At 39.3% G+C, this 12,235-nt stretch carries 13 protein-coding genes; all 13 read left to right on the plus strand.

Annotated features, from left to right (window positions below):
* Positions 1 to 54 precede the first annotated feature (54 nt).
* The 13 genes from QNH28_RS14015 to QNH28_RS14075 all read left to right on the plus strand — a co-directional run bounded on the left by QNH28_RS14015 (position 55) and on the right by QNH28_RS14075 (position 12,148).
* Complete coding sequence (locus QNH28_RS14015; RefSeq protein ID WP_283911890.1) at positions 55 to 456, plus strand: NUDIX hydrolase; 402 nt, start codon at positions 55 to 57, stop codon at positions 454 to 456.
* Between the two features lie 191 nt (positions 457 to 647).
* Positions 648 to 1,073, plus strand: a complete 426-nt coding sequence (locus QNH28_RS14020) for a DMT family transporter (RefSeq protein WP_076285787.1) — start codon at positions 648 to 650, stop codon at positions 1,071 to 1,073.
* 38 nt (positions 1,074 to 1,111) lie between these two features.
* Positions 1,112 to 1,570: a DMT family transporter gene (locus tag QNH28_RS14025; protein WP_076298986.1), complete on the plus strand. Its 459-nt coding sequence runs from the start codon at positions 1,112 to 1,114 to the stop codon at positions 1,568 to 1,570.
* A 121-nt stretch (positions 1,571 to 1,691) separates the two neighbouring features.
* Positions 1,692 to 2,009: an iron-sulfur cluster biosynthesis family protein gene (locus QNH28_RS14030; RefSeq protein WP_283911891.1), complete on the plus strand. Its 318-nt coding sequence runs from the start codon at positions 1,692 to 1,694 to the stop codon at positions 2,007 to 2,009.
* Positions 2,010 to 2,172: 163 nt separating this feature from the next.
* A complete protein-coding gene (locus tag QNH28_RS14035) occupies positions 2,173 to 2,520 on the plus strand; it encodes a PadR family transcriptional regulator (RefSeq protein ID WP_397361437.1) in 348 nt (115 codons plus the stop codon).
* A complete protein-coding gene (locus tag QNH28_RS14040; protein ID WP_283911892.1) occupies positions 2,501 to 3,712 on the plus strand; it encodes a DUF2812 domain-containing protein in 1,212 nt (403 codons plus the stop codon). The genes QNH28_RS14035 and QNH28_RS14040 overlap by 20 nt, the downstream gene beginning before the upstream one ends.
* 17 nt (positions 3,713 to 3,729) lie before the next feature.
* The gene (locus tag QNH28_RS14045) at positions 3,730 to 4,482 is read left to right on the plus strand and encodes a class I SAM-dependent methyltransferase (protein ID WP_283912148.1); all 753 of its coding nucleotides are present in this window, start codon (positions 3,730 to 3,732) and stop codon (positions 4,480 to 4,482) included.
* A gap of 13 nt (positions 4,483 to 4,495) precedes the next feature.
* A complete protein-coding gene (locus QNH28_RS14050; RefSeq protein WP_283911893.1) occupies positions 4,496 to 5,296 on the plus strand; it encodes a GNAT family N-acetyltransferase in 801 nt (266 codons plus the stop codon).
* A gap of 169 nt (positions 5,297 to 5,465) precedes the next feature.
* Positions 5,466 to 6,149, plus strand: a complete 684-nt coding sequence (locus QNH28_RS14055) for a response regulator transcription factor (protein ID WP_042188008.1) — start codon at positions 5,466 to 5,468, stop codon at positions 6,147 to 6,149.
* Position 6,150: 1 nt separating this feature from the next.
* On the plus strand, positions 6,151 to 7,152 hold the full coding sequence (locus tag QNH28_RS14060) for a sensor histidine kinase (RefSeq protein WP_283911894.1): 1,002 nt from the start codon (positions 6,151 to 6,153) through the stop codon (positions 7,150 to 7,152).
* 95 nt (positions 7,153 to 7,247) lie between these two features.
* Complete coding sequence (locus QNH28_RS14065) at positions 7,248 to 7,931, plus strand: ABC transporter ATP-binding protein (protein WP_042127549.1); 684 nt, start codon at positions 7,248 to 7,250, stop codon at positions 7,929 to 7,931.
* Entirely contained in the window at positions 7,928 to 10,531 is a 2,604-nt protein-coding gene (locus tag QNH28_RS14070; RefSeq protein WP_283911895.1) for an ABC transporter permease, read from the plus strand. The genes QNH28_RS14065 and QNH28_RS14070 overlap by 4 nt, the downstream gene beginning before the upstream one ends.
* A 222-nt stretch (positions 10,532 to 10,753) precedes the next feature.
* Positions 10,754 to 12,148, plus strand: coding sequence for a protoporphyrinogen oxidase (locus QNH28_RS14075; protein ID WP_283911896.1), 1,395 nt, complete (start codon positions 10,754 to 10,756; stop codon positions 12,146 to 12,148).
* The last annotated feature ends 87 nt before the right edge of the window (positions 12,149 to 12,235 follow it).

Below are 12,235 nucleotides of genomic sequence, written 5' to 3' on the forward strand. Positions count from 1 at the left end.
GTGCGTTCAGTTGTATGATATAATTGTTGAAAAATAAGGCATGGGGAGAACAATATGACTACAATCATTGATAAAATCGCTTGGATTCATATCGAGAATGGACAAGTTCTATGTGCGCGTTCCAAAGGGAAAGATATGTATTATTTACCTGGTGGGAAAAGAGAAGCCGGAGAAACAGACGAAGAGACGCTCGTTCGCGAGATAGAGGAAGAGATCTCTGTTCAGATTAAGGCAGATACCATCTCTTATTTCGGAACGTTTGAAGCAGAAGCTCATGGTAAAGCGGAAGATGTTACAGTCAAAATGACCTGTTATATTGCGGATTATGAAGGGACATTAACGCCAGCGTCCGAAATCGAGGAATTGTCTTGGCTAAGTTATAAGGATCGGAATCGTATGTCTGTTGTTACCCAAATTATTCTTGATCAATTGCGTGAGAAGAATTTGCTCTCATAAATCAACCATATACAGTAGTTGAAGTCCGTTTTAAGCCAGCAAGTTGGCTTGAGACGGTCTTTTTATTTCTACGAGTAACGCTCGTTCATTGGACAATAGCAACGTTTCTTCTCATTAAGGACAGATGTCCTTTTTTAAACCCTTGAATTGCTATTTAATATGTAAGAGATCGAAGTTGAGGAGAGAGAGAAATGAGAGGAATTATATTTGCATTTTTAGCGGGGGCTTGTATTACGCTACAGGGTGTGTCAAATGCTCGAATAAGTCAAGATATTGGGACTTGGCAGGCAGCGACAATTACACAGTTAACAGGGTTCATCATGTCCTTCCTAATTCTTTTGTTCGTTAGAGATGGGAAAAGGGGAGGCTTTAAGCAAGTAAAACCCTTATATTTGATCGGTGGCGCTTTTGCGGCTGTTATTATTTTCAGTGAAGTAACGGCCATTCAGCAAATTGGTGTTACTTTTACAATATCCTCGTTATTGATTGCTCAGCTATGTCTGACGTTCTTAATTGATATTAAAGGCTGGTTTGGAATGGAAAAGCGAAAGATGAGACTGCCGCAGTTCATTGGCATCGGACTGATGATTGTTGGCGTAGTGATACTGAAATTCTAACAACCTTGCGTATAGTTGATAAATGGAGGAATTAAATTATGATTATTGGTTTGATATTAGCGCTTATCGCGGGATCACTCGTGAGTCTGCAAAATATATTTAATACAAAAGTTAACGAAAAGGTCGGATCTTGGGCGACGACAACTTTAGTGTTAGGGATGGGATTCTTAGCTTCATTTATCATGAGTCTTATCGTTGAAGGAAACCGTATATTTACTTTGAGAAATATGGAGCCTTGGTATTGGATCAGTGGTTTGATCGGGGTTGGGGTAGTAATATGCCTTGTGCAAGGTACTAAGCGGCTCGGCCCTACGTATGCGATTTCGATCGTATTAATCTCTCAGCTTGGGTTTGCACTGCTCTGGGATTCACTAGGCTGGTTAGGTTTGGAGAAGGTTCCTTTTACTTGGAAGCAGTTGGTCGGAGTGATTGTTATTGTTGGTGGCATTCTCGTGTTTAAGCTAGGTGGCGAACGGGAGACGCAGAAGGCGGCTTAATTTATTCTAAGACTCATGTCTGTCAAAATAGAAGTGATGACAGTCACACGAGGATGGAAGCAAAGCAAATTATACTTTGGGAAAGTAATAGCTCAATTATAAATAAGGAGTAGATCATCCTATGTTCATACAATTGAACTCCCAAACTATTGAAAAGTTAGAGAAATGCCTTGGTGAACGACCAGGATATTTTAAATTATTCTTCGATACAGAGGGCTGTGGTTGTAATGGCGTGATCGTAATTCAGGTCATTAGTGAACCTCATGCTACAGATATTGAAGTTCAGAAAGAGCCCTTTACTTTTTTTGTTGACCGGCAACAGGAGTCTTTATTTGATGAACAGATGCAACTTGAAGCAGATGAGAATTACCCGTCTTTCAAATTAAGTAGTGATTCGAGTCTGTTAGGAAGTAATATTCGAGTAAAGGATATTCGCTAGGCAGGTTGGAGCAGTTGAATGTAGAGTGTGTAGAATGGCTGATGAAGCGATTCTACACACTTTTTTTATTTTTTCGATCAATAATATTGCTGACTATGTCACGACGTGATATAGTCACGTTAAGACATATTTAAATGCGACGTATAAATAAAGGGAGCTGGGCATGTTGAACCCTGAGAAAGTATTGAAGAAATACGTACCCATGACTGAAACAGCATTCTATATTCTTTTATCCTTAGATGAACCACGTCATGGTTATGGAATAGTGAAGCATGTGGAGAAAATCACGAAAGCGCGTCTTTTGTTAGGTTCAGGTACAGTTTATGGCACGTTAACAAAGATGCAAAAAGATGGGATGATTACTGTTTTTGCTGATGAAGAGAGAAAAACGGTTTACGAAAGAACAGACATAGGGATGCTAATTCTTGCTACGGAGATTAATAGGCTTAAAGAGCTGCATGAGAATGCTATAAAATATGGAGGTGATGTAGATGATCATCAAAATATCTAGACCCTTTTGGAGTTATGATGTTCAGAAAACCGAAGAATGGTTAGCTTCTATGGCCCAAAAAGGCTACGAACTTATCCGAATCAACCGTTTAACTAGATATTTTTACTTTCAGCAAGGTGAATCGAACGTAGCTAACTATCGGATCGTATTCGATAAAGTTCCCAATCAATCCCTCTCTAAGGGTCTATTAAATTTCGGATGGACGAAGGTGTTACAGAGCGGCAAATGGTACGTGACGATGAATAAGCTGCCTTTAGAACAGATTAGAACTTTCCCTGATCGAGAGGGGATCGTAAAGCATAACAAGAAGATCATGTATATTTTTATGGGAATATTGATTTATTTAATGGTTGCATTACTCAATGTAATTTTAATAAGTACGATAGCAATGAGTGTTTCCAAGGTTGGTCATTTTAATGTCTTCAATGGGCCGTATGGTTTTATTCCCGCTACTGCATTAGGGCTTAGCATTATCTTATGTATTTTCACCGTATACTCGCTAATCACATTAAACAAGACGAACCAACGATTAACAGGAGAATTCATACAACCAAACAAGCAAAATGGTCAGGGGACATCCCCTCTGAAAGACAGGCTAAGTAAGAATGAAAAGAAACGCTTGAAAAGCTCAGGTCAACTTGTTATGAAGTGGAAGCTTGGATGGATGTATGCTCCTGATCGGCTTGAAGCGTGGCTAGAGGGAATGGAAGAAAAGGGATATAATCTGTACAGCGTTGGCAAAACAGGAACTGCCTTTTATTTTAAAAAAGGGAAGCCTCGTAAGATGTGTTATTGTGCGGATTTACAAAATACTGCAGATACCAATTACTTCAACATTCACACGGATTCTGGCTGGGTATGTCTGTATCATTCGAGTTCATGGAGTCAGAAATGGGTCTTATGGGGCCAAGAATATGTGCCAGGCGAAGTAAAACCTCAAATTTATAGCGATAAGTTAAATCAGTTGAAATTAGCTAGACGTATAGCTTTAACGTATTCTGCTATGTTCTTACCTCTCACTATTTTATATATGTATATTATTGGTTTAAATGTAAGATTATCGGATTACGCAGATCTGGATCGATTGGAGATTATAAATTTGATCTTGTACGCCATATTAATTCTAATGTTTGGCTCATATGTTACTCGCACTTGGCTATATTACAACCGGCTTCGTAAACTTCATCAATAATATCGTGGAGGTGTATGATGCAACAGAACATTTATGACAACCCTGAGTTTTTTCAAATGTATAAGAACTTAAGGGAGTCAAGAATTACATACAATGACTTTATTGAACAACCTGCAATAAGAGGGTTACTTCCAGATCTACAGGATTTAAATGTTCTCGACCTTGGCTGCGGTTTTGGAGAACAGGCGAACTATATGATTGATAACCATGCATCACAGGTAACAGGAGTAGATATATCAGAGAAGATGTTAGCTATGGCAAGGAAACGACCTGAGATCCGTTATATACAGGGCTCTATGGAAGAAATCGAATTTAATCGAAATGAATTTGATTTGGTAGTAAGTTCGTTAGCTTTTCATTATATCGAGGATTATAAAACACTCATTAGTAGGATTTCAGAATGGATTAAACCCAATGGGCACCTGGTATTTTCAATAGAGCATCCGGTTGTTTTATCGAATAAGAGCCAAAGTGGGTGGGTTAAAGATCTCGATCATAATATCCTCCATTGGCCTATTGATAATTATGGTGAAGAAGGTCTCAGATCACAGTTTTGGGGAATCGATGGCGTTATTAAATACCATAGAAAACTCTCTACATTAATTAATACTTTGATCCAAAATGGGCTGGCTGTTGAACAAATTGTTGAACCTGAATCTACACCTGAAGGTCTTGAGAAGATGCCCAATTTAATAAATGAAAGAAGGAGACCTTCATTTTTAATAATTAAGGCTAGGAAAACAGTTATACAGCATCTGCAAGGAAAATAAGGGGAGTGTTTGTATGCATGAAATATCTCATGAGGATTATTATAAAGTGAAGCCACTACTTCAAGGAGAGCATATCCATCCCGAAATTCTCTCTGTGATTGAAGTCAATAATCCTGGTTGGATCTTTGTCGATCAACTTACAGCACCAAAGAGTGCGTTAGTATGGAGTCAGGGGATTGAAGGGTTTTATCTTATCGGCGATCACACCAATCAAGCTTTTATCCATGCACTGGACAGTTATGTAACAGATCATATTGTACCTAGAATGAAGGAACTCGGGATGGAACATTTCGAAGTTTCTGGTCAACATGATGAATGGAATCTGGAATTGATGTTTCCTTCTAGGAAGCTATATCCGTTTGAACAGATGGTGTTCAAGTTACTTCACAAGCCGCCTACGACGCTGACTAATGGGATTAGAACTATAAATCTTAAAATGCTGGATTGGGAGAACTCAGATCTAAAGAATATAGAATTTGTACATGAAAATATTGATTTATTCTGGTCATCGAAAGAAGACTTTGCCGAAAAAGGCTACGGATATGCTGCTGTTGAGGGATCTGAAATTATGGGGGTATGTTATTCTAGTTTTGTTACACAGGATACACACGCGATCGGAATTGAAACCCTTCCTAAATATCAGAAACAAGGAGTGGGGACACATTTAGCAACGCTAGTTGTTGAAGATGTACTCGCCAATGGCTTTATTCCTTACTGGGATTGTTCACTAGATAATGAAGCTTCGAAAAAATCGGCACTACGACTAGGGTTTCAACAGATACATCAATATAAGTGTGGTGCTTTTGCAATTTAATCCTTTTAGAGACGTCTATTCCATGGAGTAGACGTTTTTATTATATTTACCATGAAGTTGTAAATACTTTAATATGAATTGTAATTTGGTATAACTCTATAATTATGAGAGAATGATCATCGGAACGAATGGAACGATTGAATATATTATAAGGTTAGGATGATCATCCATGAAAATTTTTCTTGTCGAGGACGATAGAACGATAGCATCAGGACTTGAATATTCATTACAGCAGGATCATTTTGAAACCCTTCTATGTTATGACGCCACCTCAGCCAAAGCGGTGTTATCTGAGCAGTTATCAGAGCTCACTTTATGCATCTTTGATCTCTCACTGCCGGATGGCAGCGGTTATGAATTGTGCAAGATCGTGAAAGCGCAAAGTGATATACCGGTAATTTTTTTAACGGCGATTGATGATGAGGTCAACGTGGTGATGGGACTCGATATGGGGGCAGATGATTACATAACCAAGCCTTTTCGGATTCGGGAGCTGCTATCGCGGATTAAATCCGTCTTAAGGAGATATAACAAGCAGGCTCAGACCCAATCCAATATCGAATTAGAGAATATACGGATTAACACACTTGAAGGAAAGGTTTATAAGAACGGCGATGAAGTGCTATTGACCGCATTAGAATATCGATTATTACTGATCTTTGCTAACCATGTTGGTCAGGTTCTCTCAAGAAATCAATTGTTAGAACGGATTTGGGATGTGGCAGGTGAATTCGTGAACGACAATACATTATCGGTTTACATAAAAAGACTTAGGGAAAAGTTAGAAGATAACCCCCAAGAACCCACCCTGATCAAAACAGTTCGAGGGTTGGGTTACAAGGTTGGTGATTAGGATGCTTCGTAATAGAGAATTTAGATGGTTATTGTTTACGATGTGCGTGATCAGTCTTGTGGCTACAGCGGTGGCGACATTTATATCGTTAGAGGCGGTAGGGCTCATAGCTGGGACTTCAGCTTTGCTTATAGCTTGCAGTGTATTGTTTACCCGCTGGAGATATGGTGAAATTGTAAAGCTTTCAGGGTATCTACGTCAAATCAGTAGTGGGAATTATTCGCTCGATGTTCGTGATAATCAGGAAGGTGAGCTTAGTATCCTGAAGAATGACATTTATAAAGTGACGCTGATGTTATCCGAGCAGAGTGCGCAATTACAAGAAGATAAAATGAAGCTTACCAATGCGATTTCGGATATCTCTCATCAGCTCAAAACCCCGCTTACTTCCATGACTGTGATGGCAGATTTATTAAGTGATCCTGAGCTGCAAACTGAGAAGAGAATGGAGTTTACCAGGAAAATTACGATCCAACTCGAACGAATTGGCTGGCTGGTCTCCTCTTTATTAAAATTCTCCAAGATCGATGCAGGAACCATTCATTTTAAAAAAGATCTTGTTCTGGTGAACAAGCTAGTTCAAAAATCTTTGGAGCCCATGTTAATTCCAATGGATATTAAAGAACAACGGGTCTTGATTGATGGAGATGATAGCACCACATTTACGGGCGATCTCAATTGGACAACTGAGGCGATCATTAATATTCTGAAAAACTGTGTAGAGCACACACCTGCTGGGGGAGAAATTTCGATTTCTTTTGCAGAAAATGCACTGTTTACGGAAATTTTCATTACAGATAACGGAAAAGGAATCCCAAAGGCAGAGCTCCCCTATATCTTCAAACGATTCTATAAAGGTAAGAATGCAAGCGAAGATAGTGTAGGGATTGGACTTGCCTTGGCACAAAGCATTATCACAGGACAAAACGGAACGATCGATGTGAAGAGTGAAGTGGGAAAGGGTTCACAATTTCAGATCAAATTTTATAAGCAAGTCATTTAGCACATATGGCTTAGTGACTAGAATGTCACTTTAGAGTCACTGGATAGTCATTGTAGACAGATATACTGATCTCATCAACAAATGGAGGTCTAACAATGGACATTTTAAAGATTGAACATCTGTCTAAAACATATGGAAAAGGCGAAACAGCGGTAAAGGCACTGGATGATGTATCTTTTTCGATTAAAAAAGGGGAATTCGTAGCGATTATCGGGCCATCTGGCTCCGGGAAATCGACCATTCTGCACTTATTAGGCGGAGTGGATAGACCGACAAGCGGCAAAGTATTCGTAGATAACACGGATATTTATGAATTGAATGAAACACAGCTGGCGATCTTTAGACGCAGACAAATTGGGCTGATTTATCAATTCTATAATCTTATACCGGTCTTAACGGTCGAAGAGAACATCACACTTCCTTTACTCCTTGATCAGCACAAGGTAGATAAGAAACAATTTGCGGATACTGTAAAGGCGTTAAATTTGGAAAATCGCTTAAATCATCTCCCGAATCAGCTCTCAGGTGGGCAACAACAGCGGGTCTCTATTGGCAGAGCGTTAATTAGTAATCCTGCAATCATGCTGGCGGATGAGCCAACCGGTAATCTGGATAGTAAGAACAGTGGTGAAATTATTGACTTACTAAAAATGTTTAATAAAACCTATAATCAAACACTGATTGTCATTACTCATGATGAACGGATTGCATTACAAGCGGATAGAGTGATTACCATTGAAGATGGAAGGATCGCCAAAGATGAGGTGATTCGTCCGTGAATATCGTAAATAAATTAACGCTTAGACATTTGAAGCAGAATAAGCGAAGAACCTTGGTTACTATCATTGGAGTCATCATTTCTGTGGCTATGGTGACGGCTGTGGCAACGCTTGGTTTTTCATTTATGGAATTAATGAAGAAGCAGAGTATCTCGACTAATGGAGAATGGCATGTCCAATATAGAAATGTTACAAAAGCTCAGCTTAAAGCGATAGAGGCGGATGATGCAACGAAAACACTTGTCATCTCAAATGATCGTGGCTATGCCCCTTTAGAGGGGGGACAGAATGAGAACAAGCCCTATTGGTATATCAAGGAATATAATGCAGCTGGTTTTAAACAATTTCCGATTGAACTTCTGGAAGGAAGACTCCCGAAGACTAACTATGAAGTAGTCATTTCTGAGGAAATTGCAAAAAATGCTAAAGTAACATACAAGATTGGTGAAACTATAACTCTCGATGTCGGAGAGCGAGTCACTAGGGATGATAAAAATAGTGGGCAGCCCTTATCTCAGAACGAACGATTACGGACTGAAGAGGATACCCTGAATGAAGAGATCATTCATAAAAAACCAATGAACTACACGATTGTGGGAGTGATAAAGCGTCCCACTTGGGAACCAACATGGTCTCCAGGTTATACTGCCCTAAGTTATGTGGATGAAAGCTTGATTGGAGCAGCCGAAAAAGCTACAGCGACGGTTGTATTAAATAAGGTGGACAGCTCCATATACAAGCATGCAGAGGAATTGGCAAAAGAAAACAATATAGAATCGATTTCTTATAACAATAGTCTGCTGCGCTATTATGGTGTGACGAATAGCGACGGCTTACGTAATACACTTCTTTCATTGTCAGTCATCGTTATGACTGTAATTATCATTGGCTCTGTTTCATTAATCTATAATGCATTCGCGATTTCTGTCTCGGAACGTGCACGCCATTTAGGAATGCTCTCCAGCGTAGGTGCTACAAAGAGGCAGAAGCAGAATTCGGTGTTTTTTGAAGGAATGATCATCGGTTTAATCAGTATACCTATTGGGATCCTTTGCGGAATTGCAGGAATCGGGATCACTTTTATGTTCATCAATACGATGATTCAAGATGTACTAGGGATAACTGAAAAATTAACATTGGTTGTTACACCTCTTTCCCTATTCACCGCTTGTGTAGTTTCGATACTGACGATTTTTATATCCACCTATCTTCCTGCCAGAAAAGCTTCAAAGATTTCGGCGATTGATGCAATCAGACAAACAACCGATATTAAGCTCTCTGGTAAAGCGGTGAAAACTTCCAAGTTCGTTCGCAATTTGTTTGGAATTGAAGCAGAAATTGGTTTGAAGAATTTAAAGAGAAATAAACGCAGGTACCAAGCAACCGTGTTCTCACTTGTCATTAGTATTGTTCTTTTTTTATCCGTATCTTCGTTCACTACTAATATGAGAAAGTCGGTAGAACTCTCACAGGATGGTTTGAACTACGATATCCAAGTTTATATGGGGACTGAGGACGCTCAAAAAGTAGCTCGACTGACGAAATCGATATCTGCCTTACCTAATATAACGGAATATAATGTGGTCAGGGAACTAAGCTTGAGTTCATGGATTGATGAAAAAGATATGGCAAAAGAATTGCAAGAGATCGTGGAGCAGGATAGCAGTATTTTAAAGAATGGGAAATATCCTTACTACATTCAAATCCATGCCCTAAATGAACACAGTTTGAGAGCCTACGCAGAATCGGTTGGTGTAAGTTATGAACAATTAACGGATCTTAATCAGATGTCTGCTATTGTGAATGATATCGTCACCTTTGAGGATGAGAACGCCAAAAAGATTATTGAGACCAAAGCTCTTCATTCGGAAATCGGTCAGAAGCTTGATTTAATTTATACGGATTGGAACACAGAGAAAGAGACGAAATTACCACCAGTAGAAATCGTCGCATTAACTGATAAACGCCCTATGGGTGTTCATTCAGCACTAGTTGGTGGATTAAACATCATTGTCTCTGAACAAGTCTTCGATCAATTAACAAATGATACGATGCGTAACGATATTCAAAGCCGACTAAACCTGAACAGCTCTGATCCATTAGCGACACAACAAGCCATTGAGGAAATGAAAGAGCGGAATGTCTATGTTCAAAATGTGTTTCAAAATAGACAAAATAGTGAGCAGATGATCATGTTAATGTCTATTTTTACCTATGGTTTTATTGCTTTGATTACATTAATATCGATTGCGAATATTTTCAATACGATTTCAACAAGCATATCACTTCGTAAAAGAGAGTTCGCGATGCTGAAGTCTGTAGGGATGACGCCAAATGGTTTTAATAAAATGATTAATTATGAAAGTATCTTCTATGGGATAAAATCATTACTTTACGGGCTACCGATCAGTATAGTCGTGATGTACTTGATCTATAGATCTATGATGAGTAGTTTCTCCTATGGATTTGCACTTCCGTGGATGAGTATCTTGTATGTCATAGTCGCTGTATTTATCATCGTTAGCTCAGCTATGCTGTACTCCAGTTCAAAAGTGAAGAAGGAAAATATTATTGATGCTTTAAAACAGGAGAATATATAAAGATTAGCCGCGATAATCGCGGCTTTTTTGACTTTTCTGAAGGTTTATATTTTTCGGGCCCTCCGCGAAGTACCTGAGTACGCATCGAAGCAAATCCCCACTTTGTGGGGATATTTTGTGTCATATATGACACGAACGGTATGGTATTACATATAAATCCCTATGATATAATGTATTCAATTGAATTTAACAGATTATAAATTTAGAGGCAGGTGTCAACGCTTGAGAACGGTCGTCGTGATTGGCGGGGGAATTACTGGATTGTCTACCGCTTACTATCTACAGAAATCTATACAGCATAATAAGTTGGATGTAAAAATCATTTTGGTTGAAGCCAGCGATAGACTGGGCGGCAAAATTAGAACACTTCAGCATGATGACTTCATCATGGAGTCTGGTGCTGATTCAATTGTCACTCGCAAGACAAATGTAGCACCATTGATTGAAGAATTAGGCATTCAGGATGAGGTTGTATATAACGCGACAGGAATATCATACATCTACACAGAAGGTAAGCTGAAGCAAATTCCTAAAGATGCAGTCTTTGGCATCCCTCTCAGTATTGAATCGCTTGCTACTACAGATTTGATCTCTGCTGAAGGTAAAGTTGAAGCACTTAAAGATTTCTATACTCCGAATGATCGTTTTACGAAAAACGATTCTGTAGGTGATTTTCTGGAAGCTTTCTTTGGAAAAGAACTTGTCGAGAAGCAAATATCACCAGTCCTATCAGGTGTATATTCCGGGAAATTGAGTGAACTTACCATTGCCTCGACCCTTCCTTATTTGATTGATTATAAAAATGAATATGGAAGTATTATTCAGGGATTGTCCGCGAATAAGGCTAAATTCCAGGGAAACGGCGATAAGAAGTTTATGTCTTTTAAGGGTGGCGTATCTGCTCTGATTGATGCCATGGAAGAACAGCTGTCCGATGTAGAGATCATCAAAGGGATTAGGGCCGAGCGCATTGCAAAGGATGGAGAACGATACCGTGTAACACTGGCAGATGGACGAATCTTGGACAGCGACTTTGTCGTACTAGGAACGATGCATTCTACTGCACAAGCATTACTACAAGACGAAGCGCTGAATGAAGATTTCATTCAGTTGTTTAACAGCTCTATGATTAGTGTGTATCTAGGATTTGATATCCCTGACAGTCAGCTGCCAGCGAATGGTACAGGGTTCATAACAGCGAACAGTGACGATGTTCTTTGTAATGCTTGTACGTGGACAAGTCGCAAGTGGGAGCACACGTCTGGTCAACAACGTCTGCTTGTCAGACTCTTTTATAAAAGCTCAGGACCGCATTATGAGTCCTTGATTAAGCTTTCAGAAGAGGAATTATTAAAGGTGGCGTTGAATGATATACAGACCAGTCTTGGAATTACTGGACATCCAGTTACCCACGATGTGACCAAATGGCATGATGTTATGCCAAATTACCACAAACGCCATCACGAGATTGTAGTATCCTTAGAGAAGAAGATTGCAGATCATTATCCGAATGTAATCCTTGCTGGATGTTCTTATTATGGTGTGGGTATTCCCGATTGTATTGCAAATGGAGAGAAGACAGCGGATCGCATTTTGGAACAAGTAATTACACATTAAACAAAGGAGGGCGGACAATAGTGAGAAAATTAGCGATAAGCTCTATGCAAAGTCTAGACTATAAACAACGGCGGTTGTTTGTATAGA

Source organism: Paenibacillus sp. G2S3, from assembly GCF_030123105.1.
GTDB lineage: Bacteria > Bacillota > Bacilli > Paenibacillales > Paenibacillaceae > Paenibacillus_AQ.

Excerpts from the sequence above, each read along its gene's own strand:
- QNH28_RS14025 (WP_076298986.1), top strand. The coding sequence starts at position 1,112 with ATGATTATTGGTTTGATATTAGCGCTTATCGCGGGATCACTCGTGAGT.
- QNH28_RS14035 (WP_397361437.1), top strand. The coding sequence starts at position 2,173 with ATGTTGAACCCTGAGAAAGTATTGAAGAAATACGTACCCATGACTGAA.
- QNH28_RS14015 (WP_283911890.1), top strand. The coding sequence starts at position 55 with ATGACTACAATCATTGATAAAATCGCTTGGATTCATATCGAGAATGGA.
- QNH28_RS14040 (WP_283911892.1), top strand. The coding sequence starts at position 2,501 with ATGATCATCAAAATATCTAGACCCTTTTGGAGTTATGATGTTCAGAAA.
- QNH28_RS14020 (WP_076285787.1), top strand. The coding sequence starts at position 648 with ATGAGAGGAATTATATTTGCATTTTTAGCGGGGGCTTGTATTACGCTA.
- QNH28_RS14065 (WP_042127549.1), top strand. The coding sequence starts at position 7,248 with ATGGACATTTTAAAGATTGAACATCTGTCTAAAACATATGGAAAAGGC.
- QNH28_RS14055 (WP_042188008.1), top strand. The coding sequence starts at position 5,466 with ATGAAAATTTTTCTTGTCGAGGACGATAGAACGATAGCATCAGGACTT.
- QNH28_RS14060 (WP_283911894.1), top strand. The coding sequence starts at position 6,151 with ATGCTTCGTAATAGAGAATTTAGATGGTTATTGTTTACGATGTGCGTG.
- QNH28_RS14030 (WP_283911891.1), top strand. The coding sequence starts at position 1,692 with ATGTTCATACAATTGAACTCCCAAACTATTGAAAAGTTAGAGAAATGC.
- QNH28_RS14045 (WP_283912148.1), top strand. The coding sequence starts at position 3,730 with ATGCAACAGAACATTTATGACAACCCTGAGTTTTTTCAAATGTATAAG.
- QNH28_RS14050 (WP_283911893.1), top strand. The coding sequence starts at position 4,496 with ATGCATGAAATATCTCATGAGGATTATTATAAAGTGAAGCCACTACTT.